Origin of the sequence: Nonomuraea sp. NPDC049421 (assembly GCF_040677005.1) — a bacterium.
Classification (GTDB): Bacteria; Actinomycetota; Actinomycetes; order Streptosporangiales; family Streptosporangiaceae; genus Nonomuraea; species Nonomuraea salmonea.
In genome coordinates, this window is sequence record NZ_JBFAQA010000027.1 from 129,442 (window position 1) to 155,202 (window position 25,761).

Below are 25,761 nucleotides of genomic sequence, written 5' to 3' on the forward strand. Positions count from 1 at the left end.
TGAGCCTCGTCTCCACCCCCGGTTCGGTCGTCCAGAAAGGCCTCCATGTCAGCGGAGCAGCACGTCCACGACCTCATTGGCATCGGCTTCGGGCCCTCCAACCTGGCCCTGGCCATCGCGCTCAAAGAGCGTCACGGTGACGGGGTCGACGCGGTCTTCCTGGAGAAACAGCCCGCCTTCGGCTGGCATCGCGGCATGCTCATCGAAGGCACGACCATGCAGGTCTCGTTCTTGAAGGACCTGGTCACCATGCGCAACCCGGCCAGCGAGTTCAGTTTCCTGTGCTACTTGCGGGAAAAAGGCCGGTTGCTCGACTTCATCAACCACAAGACGATGTTCCCGTCCCGGCTGGAATTCCACGACTACCTCGAATGGGCAGCAGCGCGTTTCACCGGCCAGGTCGAGTACGCCGCGGAAGTCGTCGCCGTCACCCCCGTCGAAGCGGACGGCGCCATCGAGTTCCTCGACGTGGTGGCCCGGCAGGGCGACGGCACGCTCGTCACCCGCCGCGCCCGCAACCTCGTGCTCGCCGCCGGCCTCGAGCCCGTCCTGCCCGACGGCATCGTGAGCGACGAGCGCGTCTGGCACAGCGAGGAGTTGCTCGCCAAGCTGCCCACGCTGCGCGACCCGCGCAGGTTCGTCGTGGTGGGGGCCGGGCAGAGCGCCGCCGAGGTGGCGGGCCACCTGCACGGAGCCTTCCCCGCCGCCGAGGTCTGCGCCGTCTTCGCCAAGTACGGCTACACGCCCGCCGACGACAGCTCGTTCGCCAACCGCATCTTCGACCCCGAGGCCGTCGACCACTTCTACACCGCCCCGGGCGAGGTGAAGGAGCGCCTGCGCGCGTACCACGCCTCCACCAACTACTCCGTCGTGGACCTGGAGCTCATCGACGAGCTCTACCGCCGCCACTACCAGGAGAGGGTGCAGGGCAAGGAGCGGCTGCGGATCTTCAACGCCTCCCGCCTGGCCGGCGTCGAGAACGACTCCAGCGGCCTGCGCGTCACGGTCGAGTTCCTGCCCACCGGCGAGCGCACCCTGCTGGATGCCGACGTCCTCGTCTACGCCACCGGCTACCGCCCCACCGACCCGCTCACCCTCCTCGGCGAGACCGGCGGGCTGTGCGAGCGCCTCCCCGGCGGCGGCGTCCGCCTCGGCCGCGACTACCGCATCGCCACCTCACCCGAACTGCGCTGCGGAATCTACGTCCAGGGCGCCAGCGAACACACCCACGGCCTCACCTCGACCCTCCTCTCGAACACCGCCGTCCGCGTAGGCGAGATCGCCGCCTCCCTGACCGACCACCTCCACGCCCCTGCCCACGCCCGGGTGCGATCACTGGTGTAGCGCGGCGTTCCTGGTGGACGAGGTGGCGCATGCGGCCCGCTGAGGAGCTGCGCTACCTCATCCTGACCGCCCAGCGCGAAGGCAACCGGCTGCTCGCTCAGGCGCTGCGCCCGCTCGGCGTCACTCCGTCCCAGGCGCGCTCGGTTTCCTGCGCGCCTTCGTCGCCGGCGCGTCGCCGGCCGGGCCCCCGTGGATGTCCAGGACCTCCCACAGGCCGGTGATCTCCAGCAGCCGGACCAGCACGCCGTGGACGCCCGTCAGGCGGAGCGAACCGCCGCCGTCGCGCAGGGCGTTGTGCAGGCTCTCGCAGGCGCGCAGGCCGTTGCTGTCCATGAACGTGAGCATGGTCACGTCGAGCACCACGCGCTCACCGGGTGCCGCCTGCTCGCGGACGTACTCCTCCAGCAGGGCGGCGTTCGTCATGTCCACCTCGCCCAGCACGGTGATCACCAGGCCGGCGTCGTGCCGCCGGGAGTCGAGGGTCAGGGGTGACGCGGCGGGTTCAAGGCCGTCGCCAGGCCGGTGGGCGATGTGAAGGTGCATGGCGTCCTCCCGGTCATGGTCGATCTGACGTCCTTCTCTGGAGCTGAAGCATAATGCCCGAATACCAATGCCGGAAGCACTTTTCGTGTGATCTTCCTGACCCGGCGCACCTGACGTGCTCTTGTCTGGTACAACTTGAGTTTTCGTGAGCACGTCCAGCAATCGGTCCGGCTCCTGGACCTTCCTGACCAACCACGCCCGCGTGCTGGTGGAGATCGCCCGCAACCCGCGCGCCCGCGTCCGCGACATCGCCGCGGGCATCGGCATCACCGAGCGCGCCGTCCAGGGCATCGTCTCCGACCTCCAGCAAGCCGGCTACGTCACCATCGACCGCGTGGGGCGGCGCAACGAGTACAGTCTCAATCCCGAAGCCCGCTTCCGCTACCCGACCGAGGCCGCCCTGCCCGTCCGCCTCCTCATCGACATGTTCACCCAGCACGACCTGGTGAGCTCGGAGCCGGAGAAGGTCATCGAGTGACCCCGGCCTGAGGCGTCAAGGGGCCGCCTCGATGGCCGGCCGCGTCACCGGGGCGGGCAGGCGCAGGGCGGCCAGTACGGCTTCTTCGACGGTGTCGTGCACGTGCAGGACCGTGTGCGCGCGGGTGATCCGCATCATGGCCGCCAGCCGGGGATGCGGCGCCGCCAGGCGCAGGGTGCCGCCGTGCTGGCGGGCGAAGGCATGGGTGTTGAGCAGCACCCGCAGCCCCGCGCTGCCCAGGAAGTGGGCGTCGCTGAGGTCGATGACCAGGTGCTCATGGGGCGCCCGGCGGGTGGCGCGCAGATGACGGTCGAGCAGGACGGCCGTTGCGGCGTCGATCTCGCCCGCCACGGAGATCACGCTCACCCCCGGAAGCCGCTGCGTGGCGAACGTCAGTTCCGGCACGGGCATCCTCCCCCACCACGAGAAGTTCGCAGCCCTACGGTAACGGCGTGGGGGACGGGCGTACAGAGGTCGGAGGACACGTAAAGGAGACGAAATTCCCGGGACAGCCGGAATGGCCGCCGAATCAGGGCGCGAATGGCTCGCGGGGGCAAAAAGGGGGAACCCGGAAACGTTCTTTTACCGTCGCCGTGATTCCCCATGGATTCGCCTGTGACGCTTGTGGGGAACGGATGCCACTCGCGGCTTGGTCACGGGTTCTCTTACGAACCGCCAAGGTTTCTTGATCATCTTTGTCGGGGTGGCGAGCGGCGTCCCGGCACACGCGGACTTACTTTCTTTCTTGCTTCCTATCGGGACGCGATCGAAAGGAAAACACATGCTCCGTCGTACTGTGTCAGGCGCTTTCGCTCTGACGGTCGCCGGTCTCATCACGGCAGCGGCGTCTCCCGCGCTCGCCGAATCCCAGAGCCCGGCGGACTTCTACGACTCCGCCGCGGCCATCATCAACTCCGACGGCAGCCTCAACAACGGGACGAACGTCGTGCGGTCGTGGCGGGCGGGCACTGGCAGGTACTGCGTCCAGCTCGATCACTCGGTGTCCGCGCCCCACACGCTCATCCAGCTCACTCCGCGCGAACCGCGGAGGCTGCCGAACATCGCCTACCGTAACCCGTCCACGACGTGCTACCGGCACAACACCATCACCGTCACCGTGTACGACACCAACACGGGGCAGCTCGCCAACGGGGGATTCGACCTGCTGGCCATCTGACCGGAGCGCGCGCCGCCGCGGAGCCCCACAACGGGCCCACGGCGGCGCTCGCGCGTCCGGGCGGCATCACGGCAGCACCTCAGCAGCACCCAGGCAGCACCCAGGCAGCACCCAGGCAGCACCCCGGTAGTGCCCCGGTAGTGCCCCGGCAGCGTCAGGGCTGATTCCGTGACCTGCCCGCGATCCCCGCGCGCGACACTGTCCGTCGACGTCCGGCACCCCCGCGCCTCACCCGCCGTTCGCCTCGCCCTGCGAAGGTGACGCCGTGCGGCGCACCGGTGCCGCAGTCGCGACGGCAGAGAAGGTGATCGCGTGTCCCTCCCCGGCCCGGCCCCCTCCCCGGGACGGACTCCCGCCTGGCGCTACGCCATCGGAATGTTCGGCACCTCCATCCCGATCAACATGATCAAGGGATCGATGATCCTGTTCTACGTCGACATCCTCGGGCTCGACGTACGCGCCTACGGCGTGGTCATGGTCATCTACGCGGTCATCGACGCCATCGACAACCCGGTCCTCGGCCACCTGTCCGACCGCACCCGCACCCGCTTCGGCCGCCGCCGCCCCTGGCTGCTGGTCGGCGCGCCGATGCTGGCGGCCTGCATGATCGCGTTCTTCTCGGCGCCGGAGTCGCTGGAGGGCATGGGCCTGCTGCTGTGGTTCGCGGTGTTCGCCATCTTGTGCGAGGCTTTCGACTCGATGCTCAACGCGAACTACGGCGCGCTGCTGCCCGAGCTCTACCCGCGCGAGCGTGAGCGGGCCGTGGCCAACAGCCTGCGCCAGGGCTTCCAGCTCGTCGCGCTGGTGATCTCGCTGGCGGTCACGCCGGTGCTGACGACGCAGGTGTTCGGCACCGAGACCTCCACCCAGGGCTTCCGTACCACGGCGATCATCTACGGCGTCATCGCGGTCGCGGTGATCGTGTTCATGGCGCTCGGCGCCCGCGAGAACCCCCGCTACGCCACCCGCGAACGCCCGATGCTGCTGCGCAGCGTCGGGTCGATCCTGCGCAACCGGCTGTTCTGGACGGTCGGCCTGACCGGCGCCTGCTACGGCATCGCGATGGCGCTCGTGCTGTCGGGCATCCAGCTGTACGTGCGCTACTCGCTCGGCCTGCCCGTCGGCCACGCGCTCTACCTGCAAGGGATCGTCATCCTCGTCTCGGCGGGCGGCCTGGTCGCATGGACGCGGGTCGTCGCCCTGCGCGGCGCGCTGTGGACCTGGCGGCTCGCCTTCGCCGTGCTCGCCGTCAGCTTCGCCGGTCTCTTCCTCGCCACCGACCTCGTCACCGCGATCGCCGCGGGCGTGCTGGTCGGCGCCGGCTGGTCGGGCATGCTGGCCACCAACGACCTCATCGTCGCGCGCGTCCTCGACGCCGACGCGGCACGCAACGGCGAGCACCGCGAAGGGCTCTTCCTGTCGGCGTTCGGCTTCTTCTCCCGGCTCAACGGCGTCGTCACCGGGCTCGCTCTCACCTCGCTCGGCGTGTTCTTCGGCTACAACTCGGGCGACGACCCGGGCGGCGACCCCGGGCTGGCGTTCCGCATCTACCTGTGCGTCTATCCGTTCGTGCTGACCGCCATCGGCGCGGTCGCGGCCCGCTTCATCTCCGTACCGATCGAGACGCCGGCCGAGCAGCAGCCGCCCGGCACCGACGGCGCGCCGGCCATGGAGCAGCCGCGATGAGCCGCCGCCTGGTCATCACCGCCGACGACCTCGGCCGCGAGCCCGGCACGACCGAGGTCATCGCCGGCCTGCTCGCCGAGGGCCACGTCAGCGCCACCACCCTCATCTGCGTCTCACCCGAGGCCGAGCGGGCCGCGTGCCGGGTGCGCGAGCTGGGCGTGCTGCCGCGCCTGCACGTCACGCTGACCAGCGAACGCGGGGTGCCGCGCTGGCGGCCGCTCAACGGCGCCGCGAGCATCGCCGACGCCGACGGGACGCTCAGCGACGACCCCTTCGCCTTCGCCGCCCGCGGCCAGGCCGACGACGTGCTCCGCGAGGCCGACGCCCAGCTGCGCTGGATGCGCGCGCACGACCTCGCGCCCGTGGCGGCCGACTCCCACGCCGGCACCCTCTACGGCCTGCACGGCAGGTCGTTCCTCGCCGAGTCGCTGCACTGGTGCGCCCGCCACGGCCTGGCCTTCCGGTTGCCCCGCGACCCCGCGCCGTACATCGGCGGGCCCCTGCCGCCGCCGCTCGCCGCCGCGCACGAGAGCGCGATCGCGCTGGCCGACGCGCTCGGCGTCGCGCTGCCGGAGACGATCGCCACCAACCGCGGCACGGCCGCCGACCTCGGCTCGTACGAACGGCTCCGCGACGACTACCTGCGCCGGCTCGCCGCCCTGCCGGAGGGCACCAGCGAGCTGTTCCTGCACCCCTCCCGCGAGGACGCCGTCACCGGCCCCGACGGCATCGTGCGCACGTGGGAGGCGCGGCTGCTGCGCGACCCGGTCTGGCACGCGGCGCTCGAACGCGAGGACGTCGAGGTCGTCCCCGGCTGGTGGAGCTGAGCCGGCCTCAGGAGAACCAGTTCGCGCCCAGCTCCTGGATCGTCCTGCTGCCCTTGGGCACGAACAGCGCCTCGCTCAGCACCTGGTTGACGCTCTGCGGCTTGTTCAGCATGGCGAACAGGAACAGCGAGCCGCCGTCGGCCGTACGGAAGCCGTAGACCGAGCTGCGGCCGCGGAAGGCGACGTACAGGCCCTTGTAGACCTCGGGGAACGCCTTGCGGCTGAAGCTGTCCTTGGCCAGCCGGTAGCCGGAGGCGCCCTCCTTCTTCTCGTGGTTCCAGAAGTTCTGGTACTCCAGCGCCACCGCGCGGGCCATGTCGTCACCGATGTCGGTGATGTAGCCGTCCGCGTCCAGCTTCGGCTTCGGCACGCGCTGCCCCCAGTGCACCGGGGTCACGACGGCCAGCCTGAAGGGCTCGCCGCCGGTGCGCAGGAAGGCCAGCAGGTGCGCGCGGACGTGCCCCTTGACGTCCTTGTACGTCGCCTGCGCCATGAACCACTCGTCGTTGTCCGGCTGGTTCTCCGGCCGCGGCAGGTAGATCACCGGCGTGCCCTGGACGTTGATCGGCCGGTGCTCCGGCTTCTGCCCGAAGTCCTCGTGGTTGCGTTCGAGCACGCCTTCGTGCAGGGCCCCCTCCACGAACAGCGCGTCCAGCGTGCTGTTCTTCCGCCACCACTTCGCCTTCTTGATGGTCTTGTTGTACGTGCCCAGCCACTGCCGCAGCTCCTGCCCGGCCTGCGCGGCGGTCAGCGCCGGCCTGCTGGGGGAGGGGGTGGGGGGCGTGCTGGGGCCGGGGCTGGGGCTGGGCGGTGGGGTGGCCGGCGAGGAGGTGGCCTTCGCCACGGCGGACGGCCGGGCCAGCCCGGGGACCGGCGGCGGCAGCGTCCCGCACCCGGCCAGGCCGGCGACCACGGCCAGGCCCAGCACCGTCCGGCGTACCGACATGCGCCCCCCAATCCGAAATTACGGACATGTCGGAGAGAACATATCGGACGGGTCAGGTCGCCGTGAGCTTGCCGAAGTCCGGCGCGAAGACGGTCATCCAGCGCGGGTGCAGCCGGTAGTAGACGACCTCGTTCTCCCAGTCGAAGGCGTCGGCGCCGTAGAAGTCCTTGAAGTACGCCAGCAGGTCGGGCCAGTCCGCGGCGGGCTCACCGTCCTCAGGGTTGAGGATCTCCACCGTGCCGTGCGTGAACACGCCCAGGTCCTCGCCCCGCATGTGCGCCACGCTGGCGGTCGGGCGGGCCGCGAGGTGGCGTGCCTTGGCGGCGGTGCGCGCCGTGCCGAAGTGCCACCTGCCGCGCAGGAAGTGCCCGTCCGCGCCGCTGATCCGCGGCTCGCCCTTGGCCGTCACGGTGGACAGGGCCAGCGTGCACATGCCCGTGAGGACCTGGGTGAGCTGCTCCGCCGTGAGGGTCCGGTCGGTGACGATCGACTGGAGATGCGAGGTGGAGCGGGACAGCGAGGCGTCGAGCAGATCCTGGAGTTGCTGAAGGTCTTCCGGTGTTTCGCGCATGAGAGTCCTTACCTATGTGAAGGCCGCGGTTCGCGGACCGATAAGACCATGTTCACCCGAAAAGCCGACACCTTGTGTCGTGTTTCCCGGCGTGATGATCGCAGCCCTGATCTAATCGCGCCATCCAGCCCGGAGGGGGGAGCGCGGTCGTATGCGGCGGGTCTCCAGCGCGGCGGCGCTGCTCTTATCGCTCCTCGTCCACGCGCTGACCCTGGCGTTCATAGTGCTGGGCTGCTGGATCATCTGGATGAACGCCCACCTCGCGGCCTTCTGGCTGGTCGGCTCCGTGCTGATCGGGATCGGCGTGCTGCTGCTGCCCAGGGCGCGCCGCCTGCCCGCCGACGCCGAGCCGCTCGGCCGCTCCGCCGCGCCCGAACTGTACGCGACCGCGGAACGGGTGGCCCGCGCGATGGGGATGACGCCTCCTGCGGTGCTGGCCGTGCGGGACCTCGCCGTGACCACCGAGGTCATGCGGGCAGGACGCCGCCGCGTGCTGCTCATCGGGCTGCCGCCGTGGCTCGTGTCGTCGGCCAGGCAGCGGGTGGTGCTGCTGGCCAGGGCGTACGCCTCGGAGCCCGACGACGGCCGGATCGTCGGCGGCGCGCTCACCACGCTGGCCGTCTGGCGCGAGTCGCTGCTGCAGGGCGAGGAGGCGCCGGGCAGGTCCGACGTCTACACCCGCATCGGTGCCGCGGTCGGCTCGGTCGGAGCCCCGTCCGGCGCCTACTCCGGCATGGGCTCGATGGGGCGCGGGCTGGGCAGGGTGATCGGCGTGCCGGTGCTGTTCCTGGAGTGGGCGCTGACCCGCCTCGTCCAGGCGAGCCGTGGAGACACCGCGAGCGAGGAGCTCCAGCGCGTACGCCGCGTCGCCACGGACGCCGACCTGGCCGACCTCGACGACCTGCTCCGCGACGGCAGATACCTCGCCCCGGTCCAGGCGGCGGCCCTGCGCGGGGCCACCGCCACGGAGATCCGCGCCTCGGCCACCACCACCACCGCCACCACCGCCCCCGCAGCCGACCTGCTCACCGCCGACGCATCCGGGCGCATCGACGACGAGCTGAGCGGGCACTTCACCCGCGCGATCAAGGGCTTCGGCCTGATCTCCTGACCGGGGTCAGTGGACGCCGCGGATCGTGCCGCCGTCCACCCGGAGCGTGGTGCCCGTGACGTAGTCGGCGAGCGGGCCGCACAAGTAGAGCACGGCGGCGGCGATCTCCTCGGGACGCCCCAGGCGGCCGGCGTCGTTGGGCACCAGGTCGGCGATGGCGTTGCGTTCGATCTCCGCCCACGTCTCACCCCACCCCCGCGCGGGCGCGAGATCGGTGAGCAGGCGCTGGACGGAGTCGACCAGGATGGCGCCGGGCGCGACCGTGTTGGACGTGACCCCGGTCCCCGCGAGCTCACGCGCGAGCGACACCGCGAGGTTGTGGCGGGCGGCCAGAGTGGCGGTGTAGTGCGGCAGATCGGCGCCCGGCTGCAGGGCCAGCCCGCCGCCGATCTGGACGACCCGCCCCCACCCGCGCTCGCGCATGCCGGGGAGCAGGCGCTGGATCATGCGGACGCCGGAGACGACGTTCACCTCGTACGTCCGCCGCCACTCCTCGGCCGTGGCCTCCCAGCCCCGGTGCGGGTAGGAGCCGGCGTTGTTGACCAGGACGTCGATCGGCCCGCCCGCCAGCGCGGCGGCGGCCGTGGCATCGGCCCCCTCGTCGGTGGCGAGGTCACCGACGGCCACGTCGGCGCTGCCTCCCGCGGCCCTGATGGTGGCGGCGACCGCCTCGGTACGCGCCGCGTCGCGCCCGTGCACGACGACCCCGGCGCCCTCGGCGGCCAGGGCGGTGGCGATGGCCGCGCCGAGCCCCGAGCTGGAGCCGGTGACGAGGGCGCGCCTGCCTGTCAGGTGGAGTTCCATGGTGCTCCTCAGATCGTGCCCTTCTGACCAGGGCACACACGATGTCTACAGTCGTAGACTACGACATAGTATACGGTTGTAGACATGATGGCTCCCGAGACACCCGTGAAACGCCGGCGCGACGCCGCCGCCACCCGGCAGGCGATCCTGGAGGCCGCCATCGCCGCCTTCACCGCGCACGGTTACGCCGGCGTGGGCGTCCGCGACATCGCCGCGAACGCGGGCGTGACCGCGATGCTCATCAACCGCTACTTCGGGTCGAAGGAGCAGCTGTTCGCCGAGGCGGTGGACGCGGCCTTCGCGCCGCGTACGGTGATCTCCGGCACCGGTGCCGAGCTGGCGGGGGAGACCGCGCGCACGCTGGTGGCGCGGACCGCGCCCGGCGCGGACGAGCTGGGGCCGTTCCTGCTCATGCTGAGGTCGGCGGCCGACCCCAGGGCGGCGGAGATCATGCGGGCGGCGATCGCCCGGCACCCCGGCAGGCACCTCACCGAGGAGCTGGCGGGGGAGGGGGCGGCGGTGCGGGCCGAGCTGATGCTGGCCCTGCAGGCGGGGGTGTGGCTGATGCGCAGCGTCATCGGCACGGACGCGCTCAAGGACGCCGGCCCCGACGACCTCACCCGCCGGATCCGTGACCTCCTCCAGGTCCTGGCCTGAGGGCGCCGGCGGGCAGCGGGAAGCCGCGCAGGCGGGGTTTGTGGATCTTGCCGGAGCCGGTCTTCGGCAGCTCGTCCACGACCTCGACATGGGCGGGGATCTTGTACGCGGCCAGGCGCGGGCGCAGGAAGTCCCGCAGCTCACCGGCCGTGACGTGCGCCCCGGGACGCAGCACAAGGAACGCGCGGCCGGCCTCGCCCCACTTGGCGTCCGGCACGCCGAGCACGGCCACCTCGGCGACCGCCGGGTGCTCGAAGATCGCCGCCTCCACCTCGGCCGGGTAGACGTTCTCCCCGCCCGAGATGAACATGTCCTTCACCCGATCCACCACGTACAGATGACCGTCCTCGTCCAGCATGGCGAGGTCGCCGGAGTGGAACCAGCCGTCGGAGAACGCGGCCCTGGTCGCCTCGGGGTCGCGCCAGTAGCCGGGGGTGACGTTCGGACCCTGGATGAGCACCTCGCCCGGCTCCCCGGCCGCCGCGTCGGTGCCGTCCGGCCGTACGACCCGGACGTCCGAGAAGAACACCGGCACACCCGCCGACCCCACCTTGCGCACGCTCTGGTCGGCCTCCAGGAAGGTGGCGCCTGGAGCGGTCTCGGTGAGCCCGTAGCCCTGGCAGAACACCAGCCCGCGCTCCTGGTACGTGCGGATCAGCGCGGCCGGCACCGACGCCCCGCCCGCCATGAGGTGCCGCAGCGACGACAGGTCGGCCCCGGCCCACCGGGGCGAGCCGGCGAACGCGGCGAACATCGTGGTCACCCCGAACATCCAGGTGACGCCGTGCTTCTCGATGAGGTCGTAGCACGCGTCCACCTCCCATGACGGCATGATCACCGAGCGGCCGCCCTTGAGGAAGGTCGGCAGCAGCGTCTGGTTCAGGGCCGCGACGTGGAACAGCGGCGCGCTGATCAGCGTCGTCTCGTCGCTGGTGACGTCCACGCCGAGCAGCAGGTTGAAGCAGTTCCACACCAGGTTGCCGTGGGTGAGCGTGGCGCCCTTGGGCCGGCCCGTCGTGCCCGAGGTGTAGAGGATGAGCGCCGGGTCGTCGAGGTCCACGGGCGTGTCGACCGGGGTGGGGTCGCCCTGAACGAGCCAGCTCTCGTACTGCCCCTCGCCGAGCGCGACCCGCCGCCGCGGCCCGTCCTGCAGGGCGTGGACGACGTCGGCGCACTCGGGCGCGTAGATCAGCGTCTCCGCGCCCGAATGGTCCAGCATGTACGCCACCTCGGGCGCCGCCAGCCGGAAGTTCAGCGGTACGAAGATCGCGCCGAGCAGGTGCGCGGCGAACATCGTCTCGACGAAGGCCGGATGGTTACGCCCGAGGTAGGCGACCCGGTCACCCGCCCCCACTCCTGAGGCGCGCAGCTGGGACGCCAGCCGCGTCGTCCTGTCGTGGACCTCGGCGTAGGTGACGGAACGGCCGTCGAAGACGAACGCGGTCCGCTCCGGCGTCATCATGGCCCGGCGGGCGGGCCAGCCTCCCAGTCCGGTGTTGCGCATGGGGCCTCCTGTCGGCGAGGGGGGATCGACGAGGATCGGCGGGTCAGGCGTAGTGGCGGTAGATGGCGCGGGCGACGCAGGCCGGCCGGTCCGAGCCCTCGATCTCGACCTTGAAGTCGAGGTGCATCTGCACGCCGTCGTTCGGGACGTCCTCGACGGAGGCGACGACCGCGCCCAGCCGCACCCGCGCGCCCACCTTGACCGGGCTGGGGAAACGCACCTTGTCCAGGCCGTAGTTGATGCTCATCTTGACGCCCTGGATGTCGAGCAGCTCGGTGAACAGCGGGATGAGCAGTGCCAGCGTCAGATAGCCGTGCGCGATCGTCCCGCCGAACGGCCCGTCCGCGGCCCTGACCGGATCGACGTGGATCCACTGGTGGTCGTTCGTGGCGTCGGCGAAGGTGTTGACGCGGTCCTGGGAGATGTCCAGCCAGGCGCTGTGGCCGAGGTCCTTGCCGGCCAGGGCCTTGAGCTCCGTCAGTCCGTGCGCGGTGGTCGTCATTGGGCGTTCTCCTTCAAGCCGAGCAGGCGGGCGGCGTTGTCCTTGAGGATCTTCGGGCGGACCTCGGGCTTGATCTCGAGCTTGTCGAAGTCGCTCAGCCAGCGGTCCGGGGTGATCACGGGGTAGTCGGAGCCGAAGAGCACCTTGTCCTTCAGCAGCGAGTTGGCGTACCTGACGAGCTGCGGCGGGAAGTACTTCGGCGACCAGCCGGACAGGTCGATGTAGACGTACGGCTTGTGCGTGGCGACCGCGAGCGCCTCGTCCTGCCAGGGGAACGAGGGGTGGGCGAGGATGATCCGCAGCTCGGGGAAGTCCACGGCCACGTCGTCCACCAGCAGCGGGTTGCTGTACCTGAGCCGGATGCCGCCTCCGCCTGGCACGCCCGCGCCGATGCCGGTCTGCCCGGTGTGGAACAGGGCGGGCACGCCCAGCTCCTCGATGGCCTCGTACAGCGGGTAGGCCATGGGGTCGTTGGGGGAGAAGCCCTGAATGCTGGGATGGAACTTGAAGCCGCGCACGCCATGGTCGTTGACCAGCCGCCGCGCCTCGCGCACCCCCGCTCTGCCCTTCCACGGATCGACGCTGGCGAACGGGATCAGCACGTCGGCGTGCTCGGCGCAGCCCTCGGCGACCTCCTCGTTCGCGATGCGCGGGTGCCCGGTGGCGTGCTCGGCGTCCACGGTGAACACCACCGCGGCCATCTTCCGCTCCCGGTAGTACGCGGCCGTCTCGGCGATCGTCGGCTGCCGGTGGCCGTGGGCCTTGAAGTACTCCTCGGAGGCGCCGAACAGCTCGGGGCTGAGCGAGCGGTGGCCGTCCTTGGAGATCTCGGCGTGGGTGTGCACGTCGATCGCGACCAGGCCGGCGACGTCCATGGCCGGCATCTCAGGCACCCTGCCCGGAGTCGGCGGGCGCCTTGGGGGCGGGGATCCCGTACGTCTCGGGCTCGGCGCCGACGCCCGCCTGCCACGACTCGGCGATGGCGTCGGCCGTCCAGCCTCCGTCGGCGAAGGCGACGGCCTTCTCGGCGGGGTGCGACCACAGCGCGAGGCGGTCGCCGCCGATCCCGATCGCCTGGCCGGTGATCCCGGCGGAGGCGTCCGAGGCGAGGAAGACGATGAGCTCCGCGACGTCCTCGACGGTGCCCATGCCCTCGTCCCTGCGCAGCCAGGCGGGGAACGGCTCGCCGGTCCGCTCGGCCTCCTCGATGACGGGCGCGAAGGCGGGGATGGTCTTGGTCATCTCCGTCGCCGCGACCGGGACGACCGCGTTGACCGTGACGTTCGCCCTGGCCAGCTCCATCGCCCAGGTCCTGGCCATGGCCACGATCCCGGCCTTGGCGGCGGCGTAGTTGGTCTGGCCGAAGTTGCCGCGCTGCCCGGCGGGGGAGGAGATGAGGATCAGCCGCCCGCCCTCGCCCTGCTCGCGCATCTTGACGGCGGCGGCCCGCGCGCAGGTGAAGGTGCCGCGCAGGTGCACGTCGATGACGGCGTCGAAGTCGTCGTCCGACATCTTCCACAGCACCTTGTCGCGCAGGATGCCGGCGTTGGTCACCATCACGTCCAGCCGGCCGAACTCGCTGACGGCGGTCTCGACCAGCTGCTCGGCCGCCTTTGCGGAGCCGACCGGGGCGACGACCTCGCGGGCCCGGCCGCCCTTCGCGGTGATGCCCGCGACGACCTCGGCCGCCGCCGAGGCGTCCACGTCGTTGACGATCACCGCCGCTCCGGCCGCGGCCAGTGCCTCGGCGTACGCGCGGCCGAGCCCGCGGCCCGCACCTGTGACAACGGCGACCTTGCCGGAAAGATCCATGGGATTCCCCCTGAAGTGATAAGGCGGACGAAAGCGAATATATGTCACTGTTGTGACGGGCGTCAAAGATTTGCCCAACGTTGGCGGCCTGCCTACGCTCGTGCTGTGACGCGTACCGAGGGGAACGACTCCCGACAGGCGGCCGCGCGGCCGCAGTCCCTGCTGCTGAGCTTCCTGGGCATCTACGTCCTGGGCCGGGGCACGGCCGTCTACTCCGGCAGCCTCATCGAGGTGTTCGCCCGGCTCGGCGTCTCCGAGGAGGCGGTCAGGTCCACGCTGGCCCGCATGGCCAAGCGCGGCCTGCTGGCCCGCCACCGCAAGGGACGCAAGACGTACTTCGGACTCACAGAACGCGCGGAGGAGGTGCTGGAGGACGGGCGCCGGCGCGTCTGGGAGACCGGCGCGGTCAACCGCGCGTGGGACGGCACCTGGACGCTCGTCGGGTTCTCGCTGCCCGACAGCTCCACCCGGCACGACCTGCGCTCCCAGCTCATCTGGGCCGGCTTCGGCCTGCTGCAGAGCGGCATGTGGATCGCGCCGGGCACCAAGGACGTGCACGGCATCCTCGCCTCCCTGGAGGCGAGCGGCCTGCGGGTCTCCGACCACGTCACCGTGCTGCAGGCCAGGGCGCTCGGCCCCACGGAGTCGGCCGACATCGTGGGCAAGGCGTTCGCCATCGACGAGATCGCCGGCCGCTACCGCTCTTTCCTCGACCGCTGGGACACCGAGCACCCGGCGCCCGAGGCGGCCGACGACCTCGCCCGCCAGCTCCTCCTGCACACCGACTGGCTGCAGCTCATCCGGCAGGATCCGCACCTGCCCGCCGAGCACCTGCCGCCCGGCTGGCCGGCGATCCGCGCCGAGCAGGTCTTCCACCGGCTGGCCCGCGTCTATGAGCCGCCCGCGGCGAAGCTCGCGTCGGAGATCGTCGAGACGTCCGACGACCCCGAGCGCGGCAGGACCACGGTCTCCAGCCACTGACCGACCTGTTCCGCGACGTCGCCGCCGAAGGTGCGGGTGTCGACGTTGTCGGCGTGCACCTCGATCACCGGGAACCCGGCCGACTCCAGCGCCCTGGCCGTGAAGTAGCTGCCCCTCGGGTCGTCGGAGACCAGATGCACGACGCCGTCGATGCCGTGCAGGCGGGCCTCCTTGACGTACCACTCGCTCGACCACGGCGGCGTGTAGAGCTGGTCGCCGAACGCGGCGAAGCGCGCCGCCAGCGCCCGCATGGGGTCGTCGCCGTAGCGGATGTAGCCGTCGGCGGCGATGGCGAGGTACATCGACCAGACGAAGACCGCGCCGTACTCGTCCTGGAAGCGCTGGTAGAAGCCCATGTCGTACCAGAGGCCGCGGCCGATCCACATCAGCCTGGCCCGCTCCTTCTCGCAGGCGCCGACGCCCGCGTCCACGCGCTCGCGCACCTCCTCGTAGAAGCTCTTGGCGAGGTCGCGGGCCCACTCGGTGCCGCGGTGCCACTGCGGCAGCATGACGCTGGGGATGCTGTCCACCACGCCGAGCGGCGCGGGGCGGGCGCGGGCGATGAGGTCGCGCGTCTTCCTGTTCCACTCCTCCTGCTCGTTGACCAGGGCCATCACCTGGCGGAAGCGGGACTCGTCGAACCGCCTGCCGGTGGTCGTCTCCAGGAACCTGACGAGGTTCTCCAGCTCCGCGGTGAGCAGGTCGAGCCGGGCCGGGCCGACGGCCTCCTCCCACCGGTGCGGCATCAGCTCCCACCAGTTGACCGGGATCTCGTTCTCGGCCGCGCTCTCCAGGGGGAAGAAGGTGACGCCCGGCTCGTGCCCCCAGACGTCGAAGATCTTGCGGGTGACGTCGCCGGTGGCGTCGCCGACGATGATGTCCGGTTTCGGCAGGCCGCCCCACGGGCCCGCGTCGGGGTCGGGGTCGAACGCGGAGCCGAGGGTGACCGCGTTGTACTGCTCGGAGTAGTCGGGGTAGCCGCGCTGCCGTACGAGGTCGAGGTAGTGCCCCGAGCGCTGCTTGGCGGTCACCAGGGACGCCCACCACTGGCCGACCGCGTACGGGATGTCCATCGTGCGGAAGATCTCGTGCGGGACGTCCGCGTTGAGCAGCGCGAACGGCTCACCGGCGGCGACCCGGCGGCGCAGGTCGGCGAACCATTCGCGCTGGTGCCTGCCCGCCTCCGCCGCCGTGGCGAGGGACTTCACGCTGCGCGAGCTCACTTGGGGCATGCGAGTTCCTTCCGCAGGGCGGCCAGGTCGGCGCGCCCGTACTCCTGGTGTTCGAGCAGCACGGCCGGGATGTCCAGCGCCGCGCGCTGCGCGGGGAAGTCCCACGCCGGTGCCTCGTCGGACTCGCGGCAGTAGGAGACGAACAGCTCGGCCCGGCAGCGGCGGACGGCCACCGCCGCGTACGCGGCCCGCGCGCCCGGCGTGGCCCGGTGCGCGGTCAGGGTGCCGCGATGGTAGTGCTCGGCCAGCGCGTCGAGGCTGGCCGTGCCCACCGGGCCGGTGACGGCGAGGTCGCCGAAGGAGTGGTCCTCGCCGACGATCACGTGGCCCTCGGCCTCGATGGCGTCGTACACGTGCGGCGTGTCGTGGGCGCTGCCGCTCAGGAAGACCCGCCGCCCGGTGTGCTCGTCGAGCCGGTCCGCCTCCGACAGCAGCCTGGCCAGCAGCGCGATGTGCTCGGTCACCGGCAGGGCGGCGTTCGCCGCCGCGAGGAACTGCCGGCCGGTGAGCCGGGCGGGCACGATCCTGCGCAGCTCGGCGACGGCGGCCAGCAGCCGGCGCCGCTCGTCGTGCGCCGCCACCGCCCCCGCGAGGTCGAGCCCGCGGCCGGTCCACGCCTCCAGGCGGGCGGCGAACTCGCCGACCCTGCGCCGGTTGTAGCGGGCGGTCGTGCGGTGCGGCAGGTGCAGCAGGTCCACCAGGTACGCCTCCGGCAGCCCCCGGCCCGGCTCCACGCGGCGCAGCTCGCGCAGCGCGTAGAACAGCCGCAGCGACGCCTCGCAGTCATGGCTGACGACCACCCGGTCCAGGTCGCCGAAGGCGCCGTCGAGCAGCCGGGTGAGCACCGAGCGGGCCGCGGGGTCCACCCCGCGTCCCAGGTAGCGGTCGCCGAGCTCGGAGCCGGACTCCGGATCGCCGGTGAGCCGGGTCGCGCGCAGCCCGGCGGCGGTCAGCAGCTCGACCGGCACGTCAGCGCCGACATAACCAACGACGGGGCCCTCCTGGACGCGGCGGGCGTACGCCTCCTCCAGCGCGGCCAGTGCGCCGCCCACGTCAGATCACCCCTTCGTCGGCCAGCGTCTTCAGCTCCTCGGCGGAGTAGCCGAGCAGCCCGCCGTAGATCTCGTCGTTGTGCTCGCCGAGCCCCGGCGCCGGCCGGTCGAGCGCCGCCTCCGAGCCGGAGAAGCGGATCGGCACGCCCGTGCCGTACAGGTCGCCGGGGTCGCCGTGCCGGGGATGCGTCAGCGGCACGACCTCCTCGCGCTCCAGCACCAGCGGGTCGCGTACGGCGTCGCCCGGCTCGCGCACCTCGGCGGCCGGCACCCCGTGCCGCGTCAGCAGGTCGAGGACCTCGGCGAGCGGGTGGTCCGCCGCCCACGCGCCCAGCAGCTCGTGCAGCTCCCCGGCGTTGACCACCCGCGCGTCACGGGTGGCGAAGCGCGGGTCGGCGGCCAGGTCGTCGCGGCCCATCGCGGTGAACAGGCCGCGCGCGAAGGCGTCGGTGGGCCCGCACAAGGCGAACCAGCCGTCCGCGGCCCTGAACGTGCCGAACGGCGCCAGCCTGGGCACGGTCGCCCCCGTCCGCATGGGCAGGCCCAGCTTCTCGTAGGCGTCGAACGGCTCGCACGCCACCAGGGAGGTGAGCGCCCCGAGCATGGACACGTCCACGTGCTGGCCCTGGCCCGTCGCGTCGGCCCGCAGGACCGCGGCGAGCGTGCCGATCACCGCGTACAGCGGCGCGACCAGGTCGCCCACCGGCAGCCCGAAGCGGACCGGCGGCTCGCCGGGCGCGCCCGCGGTCATCATCACGCCGCTCAGCGCCTGGATGATGGTGTCCATGGCCTTGCCGGAGCCGGGGCCGCCCTGCCCGCCGAAGCCGCTGATCGACGTGCACACGATGCGCGGGTTGATCGCGCTCGCCCAGTCGTGATCGATGCCGAGCCGGGCCGTCACGCCCGCGCTGTAGTTGTCGATCATGATGTCGGAGACCCTGACCAGCCTGCCCAGCACGTCACGCGCCTGGGGATGCTTGAGGTTGAGCGTGACGCTCTGCTTGTTGCGGCCGCGCAGGAGCATCGACACCGACATGTCGTCGTCCGCGGCGCGGGCCAGCGACAGCCCGCCCGCGCCGAGGTACGGCGCGTTGTTGCGGGAGCTGTCGCCGCCGGTCAGCGGGTTCTCCACCTTGATGACGCGGGCGCCGAGCCCGGCCAGCAGCAGGGTCGCGTACGGGCCGGACAGCGCGGTGGTCAGGTCGATCACCGTACGGCCGGCCAGCGGGCGCTCAGCCACGCAGCACCACCTCGTCACCCTCCCAGCGGAACTCCGTCTTCAGGCCCGCCTGCCGCGTGATGCGCTCGATGTAGGCCACCACCTTGCGGCCCTCCTCGTCGTCGCCGAGCGGCACCGGGCGGCCCGCGTCGTCGATCCAGCACGGCACCAGACCGGCCGAGACCAGGCCGTCGCGGTCGAAGCGGCACAGCGCGATCGCGGTGTTGCGGCTCTCCGGATGGAACGGGTAGTACGGCATGTCCGGGTCGGGGGCGAAGCCGTACAGCTCGACCCGGCGGCGCGCCCATTCGGCCCGCTCGCCCTCGTCGCCCGACTTCGGGGTCAGCGCGTGGGTGACGGTCACGAAGTTGCCCAGCCCGTGATAGATCGGCTTGCCCCGGTACATCTCGACGCCCCGCATGATGTGGGCGTGGTGCGCGAACACCGCCTGCGCGCCCGCGTCGATCGCGGCGTGCGCGACCGGCCGCTCGTACATCGCGAGCACCGCCGGCGTGTGCCCGACGCCCTTGTGCAGCGACACCAGCACCACGTCGGCCTCGCCCGCCAGGGCCTGGACGTCGGCCGCCATCCGCTCCAGCCCCGCCGGGTCGGCGAAGGTGTAGATCTCGGGCGGGCCGCCGGGGCTGGCGTGGTCGAGCTCGTAGTGGGTGAGCACCTTGACGTACGCGCAGCCCGGCTTGCGGCTGGTCGCCCACGACTCGCGGGGGCCGACGCAGTTGTAGCTCAGCACGCCGACCCGCAGCCCGTCGCGCGTCACGATCGCGGGACGGCGGGCCTCGGCCAGCGTCATCCCGGCGCCGGCGGTGGCCATCCCGGCCTCCGTCGCGTACTTGATGGTGTCGGCCACGCCCTGGTCGCCGACGTCGTAGACGTGGTTGCCGGCGAGCGTCACCACGTGGAAGCCGGCCTCGGCGACCGCGCGCAGCGCGGCGGGGTCGGCGGGCGGCGCCGGCACGTCGGTGCTGACCTGGGCGGTGGACGTGCTGTGCGGCACCTCCACGTGGCCGATCACCACGCCGCCCCGGCCCAGCGTCTCCCGGGCGGGGACGAAGAAGGACGCGGGATCGGGCTCGTCGACGACCAGGTCGCCGACGGCCATCACCGTGAGACTCAAGACGTGCTCTCCTCTACAGGGGTCTTTCCGGCCTGGCCGGTGAAGCGCGACAGGAAGCTGCGCAGGCGGGGCGACGAGGGGGCGTCGAAGATCTCCTTCGGTGTGCCGGTCGCGGCCACGCGGCCCTCCTCCATGAAGACGCAGCGGTCGGCCACCTCGCGGGCGAAGCTCATCTCGTGCGTCACGATGATCATGGTCATGCCGCCGCGCGCCAGGTCGCGGACGACGCTCAGCACCTCGTCCACCAGCTCGGGGTCCAGGGCGCTGGTCGGCTCGTCGAACAGCATGATCCGGGGGTTCGTGGCCAGGGCCCTGGCGATGGCGACGCGCTGCTGCTGGCCGCCGGAGAGCATCCGGGGATGGGCGTCCGCCTTGCCGGCCAGCCCCACCCGCTCCAGCAGCCGCAGCGCCTCTGCGCGTGCCTGCCCGGGGTCGCGGCCGTGCACCGCCACCTGCGCCTCCACCACGTTCCGCAGCACGCTCCAGTGACCGAACAGGTTGAACTGCTGGAAGACCATGCCCATGCGGCTGCGCTGGGCGGCCACCCTGCGGTCCGGCAGCGGGCGCAGGTGGCCCCGGTGCCTCTCGTAGCCGAGCAGCTCCCCGTCGAGGTACATCGCCCCGCCGTCGATGCTCTCCAGCTGGTGGACGCAGCGCACCAGCGTGGACTTGCCCGACCCGGACGGGCCGATGACGGTGACCACCTCGCCCTCGTGCACATCGAGGCTCACCCCGTCGAGCGCCGCGTGGCCGCCGAACCGCTTGCGCACGTCACGGACGTGCAGGACCGGCGTGTCGCTCACCGCTGCCCCTTCCCGAAGTGCCGCTCCAGGCGCCGCTGGCCGAGCGAGAGCACGGTGACCACCGCGAGGTACCAGGCGCAGGCCACGATCAGCAGCGGCACGATCTCGTACGTCCTGTTGTAGATCACCTGCACGGAGTACAGCAGGTCGGCCATCGCGATCACGCTGACCAGCGAGGTGCCCTTCAGCAGGCTGATGAACTGGCTGCCGGTGGGCGGCACGATCACCCGCATCGCCTGGGGCAGCACGACCTTGACGAACCCCTGCCCGGCGGTGAACCCCATCGCGCGGGCCGCGTCACGCTGCCCGTGGTCCACGGCCAGGATGCCCGCCCTGACGATCTCCGCCATGTACGCGGCCTCGTGCAGGGTGAGCCCGATGATCGCGGCGGTGAGCGAGCTGATCACGGAGTTGGTCGGCCACGAGACGAACGTCGGCCCGAACGGGATGCCCAGCGAGATGCGCGGCAGCAGATAGCCGAGGTTGAACCAGAAGATCAGCTGCACCAGCGGCGGGATGCCGCGGAAGACCGCCACATAGATCCCGCAGGCCCAGGCCACCGGCTTGAACCCGCTCAGCCGGCCGGCCGCGAGCAGCACCCCGAGCAGGCTGCCCAGCGTCATGCCGATCACGGTGAGCAGCAGCGACATGCCGAGGCCGCGCAGGATGTTCGGGTCGAACAGGTATTCGCCGGCCACCGCCCACTCGAAGCGCGGGTTGGTGAGCAGGAACCAGACGAACTGCGCGGCCAGCACGAGCAGCACGGCTCCGGTCACCCAGCGCAGGGGGCGGACGCGGGGCCGGGCGGACGCGATGTCCACGGGGGCGTCCGTCCGGGCCTCCGCTGGCGCGAGACTCACTGCGCGCCCGCCGTGTTCAGCGCGGGCTCCTCGACGGCGACGTTCTGGAGCCCGTACTTGTCCATGATCTTCTTGTACTCGCCGTTCTTGAAGATCTCCTTGAACGCGTCGAGCATGACCGGGCCGAGCCCGCTCGACTTGGGCACCAGCATCGCCAGCCGGTCCACGCCGGCGCCCTGCTCGTCGGTCTGGGTGACGTAGGTGAAGGCGTCCTTCTCCTTGCCCAGCACGTCGAGCGCGGCGCTCTCGGTCATGCCGGCGGCGTCGGCGCGGCCCGACCTGGCGGCGAGGATGGTGCCGTTGGTGTCGGCGAGGCCGATGAACTCGATCTTCGGCTTGCCCTGCTTGGCGCACCAGTCGGTCAGGCGCTTGGCCTGGTCCTCCACGATGCTGCCCGCGGTGCCCGCGACGCGCTTGCCGCACAGGTCGGCCGAGCTCTTGATGGCCGCGGACCCGGACTTGGGGATCAGGTAGGAGGTCCTGGTGACCATCCACACGATCGCGTCGAACTGCTTCTCGCGCTCGGCGGTGTCCTTGACCGGGCCGTTGAAGGCGTCGTAGCGGGAGGCCAGCATGCCGGACAGCGCCGCGGGAAGCCCGTTGACGATCGAGATCTCGGTGCGGACTCCCAGCACCTTGCCGAGCGCGTCCTGCAGCTCCTTGTCGATGCCCGTGACGGTCTTGCCGTCGTTCGCGACGATCCGGTAGGGCGGATGCGAATCACCGGCAAATCGGATGACGCCCGCCTCCTTCACGGCATCGGGTAGGGCGTCGTACAGAGCCGTCGCGCCGGCCGGCCGCTGCGGCTCACCGCCGCCTCCGCCGCACGCCGAGGCGGAGGCGAGCGTCACGGCCGCCGCGCCCGCGAGCATGGTCCTGGACAGTCTCATGGTGGTCCTTCCGCGACCGGCTAATGATGCAGTTAGTTTTGCGGTCGTTGGGGCAAGTGTCACATCTCAGGGTGCACACCTGTCAAGGGCCCACTGTGCGGCGGGGACGGTCAGGAGGGGGTGAGGATGGAGCCGGTCCCGTGGTGGGAGACCAGGCCGGCCAGCGCCGGGTCGAACTCCGCGACGATCTGCCTGACGCGGAACTCGGCGAGCGGCCCGAGGGTGTCGTAGATCTCGACGAAGAGCTTGCGCGCGGCCGCGCGCGGCCAGTCGGCGGGCAGCAGCTCGGCGGGCAGGTCGGGGTCGTGGTTGGGGAACGTCCGCCAGGTGTCCATGATCCCCGAGCGCGCCACCAGCGCCTCCGACGCGCCGACGGTGCCCCTGCGCACGCGGTCGAGGAGGGGCGCGTACTGGGCGACGAAACCCTCGTACGTGCGGCGCAGCTGCTCGAAGTCCCACGCCTCCCGCGGCGCCCGCATGCCGGGCAGGTCGAGCGCCTCGGCGCGGAAGACCGTCGCCATGGGGATCTCCAGCTCGCTGAGCACCGCCGCCGCGCTGTCGGCGTCGGCCCTGGGCGAGACCCACAGCCCGTCGTAGAGCGGGGCGAAGCCCAGCCAGCGCAGCCGCGCCCGCAGCGTGTGGCGCAGGTCGCGCTGCTCCTCGGAGATGGAGAACGCGGCCATCACCCACCTGCCGTCCCAGGCCCCCTGCTCCAGGCCGAACGACATGATCCGCTGCCGGCCCTCCTGCAGCACCGCGGCGGCCTGGTCGGTCAGCCGGTAGTAGGTGCGCCGCCCCGACTTCGACGACACCAGCAGGTCCCGCTTGGTCAGGCGGCTCAGCGCGGCCCGCGCGGCCACGGGGGAGACGCCGAACTCCTCGGTCAGCCGCACCAGCGCCGCCGAGGGCAGCTGCTCGGGCCGGCTGATCCAGTAGTCGCCGAGCAACGTGGTGATCAGGTGCTGCGGGGGCGCGCCCACCTGGTAGCGCGGAAAGTCGACGTCTACGGCTTCGGCCAGTTTCCGGTCATTCACATCCCGAGTATATTGACAACGTTTACGCGCGCGGTCGTTGCCATGTTGTCATGCTTTGTGCTGCTGCATGATGCGGTCAGCCGTCGGTGAGGAGGTCGAGGCGAGCCCGGTCGGTCGTCTCGTCGAAGGTCGTGCGGCGGTGGGCCGCCGGCGACTCCAGGGCGGAGACCTGAGCGAAGGTGTGATGCGCCGCCAGGCCGGCCAGAGCGGGGTCGAACCCGGCGAGGATCCCGCGGAACCGCTCCTCCGCCGGCTTGCCCAGGGAGTCGTAGATCCGCACGCACAGCCGCCTGGCCTCGTCGCGCGGCCAGCCCGCGGGCAGCAGTTCGGCGGGCAGGTCGGGGTCGAGCGCGGGGAACACCCGCCAGTCCGTCATGATCGCCGTACGCAGCCGCAGCGCCTCGGCGGGCGCCGGGCTCGAGCCGGCCAGCCGCTCGGCGACCGGCCGGTGAGCGTCGATGAAGCGCGTGTAGCGCTCGCGCAGCGCGCCCACGTCGAAGGCCCGCTCCAGCACCGGCTCGAGATCGCCGCCGGCGACCTCGCGGGCACGGAACACCGCGGCCCCGCGCACGCCCAGCCTGCCCAGCAGCGCGACGGCGTCCTCCGCCCGGTCGTGCGGCGACACCCACACCGCGTCGAACACCATGCCGAAGTGCAGCAGGCGCAGCCCGTCGCGCAGCAGGCGGCGGACGTCGCGCTGGTCCTCTGGCACCGAGAACATGACGACCGTCCACCGCCCGTCCCACAGCGGCGTGGCCGCGCCGAACGTCAGCAGTCGCCGCATGTGCGCCACGATCACGTCGTGCGCCCTGGGCGGCAGCCCGTACGCGGTCGTGCGGCCGTTGCGCGAGCTGGTCAGCAGCCCGCGCGAGGTGACCCGCCGCAGGGCGGCGCGGGCGCCCGCCGGAGTGATGCCGAACTCCTCCAGCAGCCGCACCAGCGCCGCCGACGGGATGTGCTCCTGCCGCCAGAACCAGTAGTCGCCGAGCAGCGTGGTCAGCAGGCGCTGGGGCTCGGCGCCCTGGCGGGCTCTGGGCAGGGATCCGGGCTCCGGCGACGCGGCCACCAGGTGTCCCCCCATCGTCAGACTCCTCGGCCGGGACGGCCGTCCCGGCCACGGGCGGGCTCGCCGGGCTCGGCCTGCGTGAATCCTACGGCCTCACCGATGACGCGCACCCCCTTCACCGCGGCCTTCACCGCGGCCTTCACCGCGGCCTTCACCGTGGCCTTCATCGCGGCCTTCATCGCGGCCTTCATCGCGGCACGTGCGGGCGCAGGAAACGGCCAGGGCGATAGGCGGTGAACTCCGCCGTGCCCAGGTCCGGGTAGGCGGCGGCCAGCCGGTTGAGCCGGTGCGCGCCGGTGTCCGGCCACCGGCCGGTGGCCACCCGGTCGCGCAACGTCCGGACGGCGGCGACGAACTCGGCCCCGGTGTAGCGGCAGTGGCCGGGCCGGTCCACGAACGCCTGCCGCAGCAGCGGGTTCTTCCCGGCGCGCCGGACCACGTCGGCGTACGCGCGGGCCTGGGTGACGGTGGGGTAGTTGTCGCCGCGCTCGTGCATCGTCAGGACGGGGACGCCGAGCCGGCCGCGAGGGGTGAAGTAGTCCTCCATGTACGCGACGGCGGCCGGGTCGGCGGCCACGCGGGGCGCCTTGGCCAGGGCCGCGAGGTCGGCGTCCAGGCTCAGGCCCGCGCGGTCGTAGAGGGCGCGCACCTGCCGCAGGCGCCCCGACTCGCGCAGCTGCCTGCGGTAGTCCACGCCGGTGTTCCAGGAGAAGTTCCCGCCAGCCCGCTGCTCCAGCGGATGGCGCGGGGAGAAGACGGTCGGCATGAACGCCGCGTACTCCTGGGCCTGCTGCGCCTCCCAGTCATGCGGCGCGGGCTCGTCGGTGCCGGTCACCGACCAGGGCGAGACCTGGGCGAAGGACGCCGCCAGCGCGATGCGGGCCCGGCCGGCCGCGCTCTGCTGGGCGGCGTCCAGGACGGTGCGGGCGGCCGTGGTGCTGCGCGCCTCCTCCTCCGCCGAGGCCAGGCGGACGAGCTTGATGGTGTCCTCGCCCGGCGCGAGCAGGGTCTTGAAGGCGAACGCCGCGTCCAGCGACTGGTTGAGCATCGCCACAGGACCGGCGACCGAGGCGCAGTACGGCAGCGCGCCGTCGACCAGGTCGGGCCGGAGCTCGGCCAGCCCGGCCGCGACGGCGCCGCCCATCGAGGCGCCCCATGCCAGGGTGATGGCCGGGTCGCCGGCCTTCTCGGCGAACGTCGCCAAGGTGTCGGCCGAGGCTTTGAGCGTCTCCTCGACGGCCCAGCCGTCCCCGTAGGGCCGGGAGCCGGCGAGCGCGTAGCCGTGGGCCAGCAGCCACGAGCGCGAGGCGGCGTCGCCGCCGAGGTCGGCCGGCAGGTGGTCAGGGCCGGCGCCCTGGCCGTAGCCGGGGGTGAACGTCAGCACGGTGCCGTTCCAGCCGCGTGGGACCTCGATGGCGTACGTGGCGCCGCTCGGGTGCACGCCGGAGAGGCTGAGCGCACCCGTCTCGGCCGACGCCGGTGGCGTGAGGGCGAGCGCGGTCGCCGCGACCGAGGCCACGGTCATGG

General features: G+C 71.9%; 28 protein-coding genes. 8 read left to right on the top strand and 20 right to left on the bottom strand.

From position 1 onward, the window contains the following. Positions 1-45: 45 nt before the first annotated feature. Positions 46-1,344, top strand: coding sequence for a lysine N(6)-hydroxylase/L-ornithine N(5)-oxygenase family protein (locus AB0K18_RS36710; RefSeq protein ID WP_364924056.1), 1,299 nt, complete (start codon positions 46-48; stop codon positions 1,342-1,344). Positions 1,345-1,464: 120 nt separating this feature from the next. On the opposite strand, the gene AB0K18_RS36715 is transcribed toward AB0K18_RS36710, so the two are convergent. Further along, the gene (locus tag AB0K18_RS36715; RefSeq protein ID WP_364924059.1) at positions 1,465-1,887 is read right to left on the bottom strand and encodes an STAS domain-containing protein; all 423 of its coding nucleotides are present in this window, start codon (positions 1,885-1,887) and stop codon (positions 1,465-1,467) included. 145 nt (positions 1,888-2,032) lie between these two features. Between AB0K18_RS36715 and AB0K18_RS36720 the strand changes: the two genes are divergently transcribed. Then, a complete protein-coding gene (locus AB0K18_RS36720) occupies positions 2,033-2,365 on the top strand; it encodes a helix-turn-helix domain-containing protein (protein WP_364924061.1) in 333 nt (110 codons plus the stop codon). A gap of 15 nt (positions 2,366-2,380) precedes the next feature. Here AB0K18_RS36720 and AB0K18_RS36725 read toward each other — a convergent pair whose 3' ends face one another. Beyond that, complete coding sequence (locus AB0K18_RS36725) at positions 2,381-2,770, bottom strand: STAS domain-containing protein (RefSeq protein WP_364924064.1); 390 nt, start codon at positions 2,768-2,770, stop codon at positions 2,381-2,383. Between the two features lie 376 nt (positions 2,771-3,146). On the opposite strand from AB0K18_RS36725, the gene AB0K18_RS36730 reads away from it, so the two are divergent. The 3 genes from AB0K18_RS36730 (at position 3,147) to AB0K18_RS36740 (ending at position 6,055) form a co-directional block, all read left to right on the top strand. Further along, positions 3,147-3,542: a hypothetical protein gene (locus AB0K18_RS36730; protein WP_364381526.1), complete on the top strand. Its 396-nt coding sequence runs from the start codon at positions 3,147-3,149 to the stop codon at positions 3,540-3,542. 312 nt (positions 3,543-3,854) lie between these two features. Then, positions 3,855-5,228, top strand: a complete 1,374-nt coding sequence (locus AB0K18_RS36735) for an MFS transporter (protein ID WP_364924067.1) — start codon at positions 3,855-3,857, stop codon at positions 5,226-5,228. After that, positions 5,225-6,055: a ChbG/HpnK family deacetylase gene (locus tag AB0K18_RS36740; RefSeq protein ID WP_364924070.1), complete on the top strand. Its 831-nt coding sequence runs from the start codon at positions 5,225-5,227 to the stop codon at positions 6,053-6,055. Before AB0K18_RS36735 ends, AB0K18_RS36740 begins: the two co-directional genes overlap by 4 nt. Positions 6,056-6,062: 7 nt before the next feature. On the opposite strand, the gene AB0K18_RS36745 is transcribed toward AB0K18_RS36740, so the two are convergent. After that, a complete protein-coding gene (locus AB0K18_RS36745) occupies positions 6,063-7,001 on the bottom strand; it encodes a hypothetical protein (RefSeq protein ID WP_364924073.1) in 939 nt (312 codons plus the stop codon). 52 nt (positions 7,002-7,053) lie between these two features. Further along, positions 7,054-7,572 (bottom strand): pyridoxamine 5'-phosphate oxidase family protein, encoded by a 519-nt coding sequence (locus AB0K18_RS36750; protein WP_364924076.1) that lies wholly within the window; start codon positions 7,570-7,572, stop codon positions 7,054-7,056. A 151-nt stretch (positions 7,573-7,723) separates the two neighbouring features. Between AB0K18_RS36750 and AB0K18_RS36755 the strand changes: the two genes are divergently transcribed. Then, positions 7,724-8,683, top strand: coding sequence for a hypothetical protein (locus tag AB0K18_RS36755; protein ID WP_364924078.1), 960 nt, complete (start codon positions 7,724-7,726; stop codon positions 8,681-8,683). A 6-nt stretch (positions 8,684-8,689) separates the two neighbouring features. Here AB0K18_RS36755 and AB0K18_RS36760 read toward each other — a convergent pair whose 3' ends face one another. Next, a complete protein-coding gene (locus AB0K18_RS36760; protein WP_364924081.1) occupies positions 8,690-9,487 on the bottom strand; it encodes an SDR family NAD(P)-dependent oxidoreductase in 798 nt (265 codons plus the stop codon). Between the two features lie 84 nt (positions 9,488-9,571). On the opposite strand from AB0K18_RS36760, the gene AB0K18_RS36765 reads away from it, so the two are divergent. Further along, positions 9,572-10,144, top strand: a complete 573-nt coding sequence (locus AB0K18_RS36765) for a TetR family transcriptional regulator (protein WP_364924084.1) — start codon at positions 9,572-9,574, stop codon at positions 10,142-10,144. Here the strand turns inward: AB0K18_RS36765 and AB0K18_RS36770 are convergent. Genes AB0K18_RS36770 through AB0K18_RS36785 form a run of 4 tightly spaced genes read right to left on the bottom strand, consistent with a single transcriptional unit; the run spans position 10,104 to position 13,962 of the window. Next, positions 10,104-11,648 carry a long-chain fatty acid--CoA ligase gene (locus AB0K18_RS36770; RefSeq protein ID WP_364924086.1) on the bottom strand — a complete coding sequence of 515 codons (1,545 nt, stop codon included), beginning with the start codon at positions 11,646-11,648 and terminating at the stop codon, positions 10,104-10,106. The genes AB0K18_RS36765 and AB0K18_RS36770 overlap by 41 nt on opposite strands. Positions 11,649-11,691: 43 nt before the next feature. Further along, a complete protein-coding gene (locus AB0K18_RS36775) occupies positions 11,692-12,150 on the bottom strand; it encodes a MaoC family dehydratase (protein ID WP_364924089.1) in 459 nt (152 codons plus the stop codon). Further along, the gene (locus tag AB0K18_RS36780) at positions 12,147-13,025 is read right to left on the bottom strand and encodes an amidohydrolase family protein (RefSeq protein ID WP_364924169.1); all 879 of its coding nucleotides are present in this window, start codon (positions 13,023-13,025) and stop codon (positions 12,147-12,149) included. Before AB0K18_RS36780 ends, AB0K18_RS36775 begins: the two co-directional genes overlap by 4 nt. A gap of 10 nt (positions 13,026-13,035) precedes the next feature. Next, entirely contained in the window at positions 13,036-13,962 is a 927-nt protein-coding gene (locus AB0K18_RS36785) for an SDR family NAD(P)-dependent oxidoreductase (RefSeq protein ID WP_364924091.1), read from the bottom strand. Positions 13,963-14,067: 105 nt separating this feature from the next. Here AB0K18_RS36785 and AB0K18_RS36790 point away from each other — a divergent pair, with 105 nt between their 5' ends. Next, positions 14,068-14,943, top strand: coding sequence for a PaaX family transcriptional regulator C-terminal domain-containing protein (locus AB0K18_RS36790; RefSeq protein WP_364924094.1), 876 nt, complete (start codon positions 14,068-14,070; stop codon positions 14,941-14,943). On the opposite strand, the gene AB0K18_RS36795 is transcribed toward AB0K18_RS36790, so the two are convergent. From AB0K18_RS36795 to AB0K18_RS36845, 11 genes are all read right to left on the bottom strand, one after another. Next, positions 14,853-16,175, bottom strand: a complete 1,323-nt coding sequence (locus AB0K18_RS36795) for a 2-hydroxyacyl-CoA dehydratase family protein (protein WP_364924096.1) — start codon at positions 16,173-16,175, stop codon at positions 14,853-14,855. The two genes, AB0K18_RS36790 and AB0K18_RS36795, sit on opposite strands and share 91 nt — an antisense overlap. Beyond that, a complete protein-coding gene (locus tag AB0K18_RS36800) occupies positions 16,163-17,227 on the bottom strand; it encodes a 2-hydroxyacyl-CoA dehydratase family protein (protein WP_364924099.1) in 1,065 nt (354 codons plus the stop codon). The genes AB0K18_RS36795 and AB0K18_RS36800 overlap by 13 nt, the downstream gene beginning before the upstream one ends. Before the next feature lies 1 nt (position 17,228). Continuing rightward, the gene (locus tag AB0K18_RS36805) at positions 17,229-18,467 is read right to left on the bottom strand and encodes a CoA transferase (protein WP_364924102.1); all 1,239 of its coding nucleotides are present in this window, start codon (positions 18,465-18,467) and stop codon (positions 17,229-17,231) included. Continuing rightward, positions 18,460-19,581, bottom strand: a complete 1,122-nt coding sequence (locus tag AB0K18_RS36810) for a CapA family protein (protein ID WP_364924105.1) — start codon at positions 19,579-19,581, stop codon at positions 18,460-18,462. The genes AB0K18_RS36805 and AB0K18_RS36810 overlap by 8 nt, the downstream gene beginning before the upstream one ends. Then, positions 19,578-20,384: an amino acid ABC transporter ATP-binding protein gene (locus tag AB0K18_RS36815; RefSeq protein WP_364563470.1), complete on the bottom strand. Its 807-nt coding sequence runs from the start codon at positions 20,382-20,384 to the stop codon at positions 19,578-19,580. Before AB0K18_RS36815 ends, AB0K18_RS36810 begins: the two co-directional genes overlap by 4 nt. Further along, positions 20,381-21,205, bottom strand: a complete 825-nt coding sequence (locus tag AB0K18_RS36820; RefSeq protein ID WP_364924109.1) for an amino acid ABC transporter permease — start codon at positions 21,203-21,205, stop codon at positions 20,381-20,383. Before AB0K18_RS36820 ends, AB0K18_RS36815 begins: the two co-directional genes overlap by 4 nt. Before the next feature lie 35 nt (positions 21,206-21,240). Beyond that, on the bottom strand, positions 21,241-22,134 hold the full coding sequence (locus AB0K18_RS36825) for a transporter substrate-binding domain-containing protein (protein ID WP_364924112.1): 894 nt from the start codon (positions 22,132-22,134) through the stop codon (positions 21,241-21,243). 110 nt (positions 22,135-22,244) lie between these two features. Further along, positions 22,245-23,168, bottom strand: a complete 924-nt coding sequence (locus AB0K18_RS36830; protein WP_364924115.1) for a PaaX family transcriptional regulator C-terminal domain-containing protein — start codon at positions 23,166-23,168, stop codon at positions 22,245-22,247. Positions 23,169-23,244: 76 nt separating this feature from the next. Then, positions 23,245-24,249: a PaaX family transcriptional regulator C-terminal domain-containing protein gene (locus AB0K18_RS36835; RefSeq protein ID WP_364924118.1), complete on the bottom strand. Its 1,005-nt coding sequence runs from the start codon at positions 24,247-24,249 to the stop codon at positions 23,245-23,247. 2 nt (positions 24,250-24,251) lie between these two features. After that, positions 24,252-24,413: a hypothetical protein gene (locus AB0K18_RS36840; RefSeq protein WP_364924121.1), complete on the bottom strand. Its 162-nt coding sequence runs from the start codon at positions 24,411-24,413 to the stop codon at positions 24,252-24,254. Positions 24,414-24,421: 8 nt separating this feature from the next. Continuing rightward, entirely contained in the window at positions 24,422-25,759 is a 1,338-nt protein-coding gene (locus AB0K18_RS36845; protein ID WP_364924124.1) for an alpha/beta hydrolase, read from the bottom strand. Positions 25,760-25,761 lie beyond the last annotated feature (2 nt).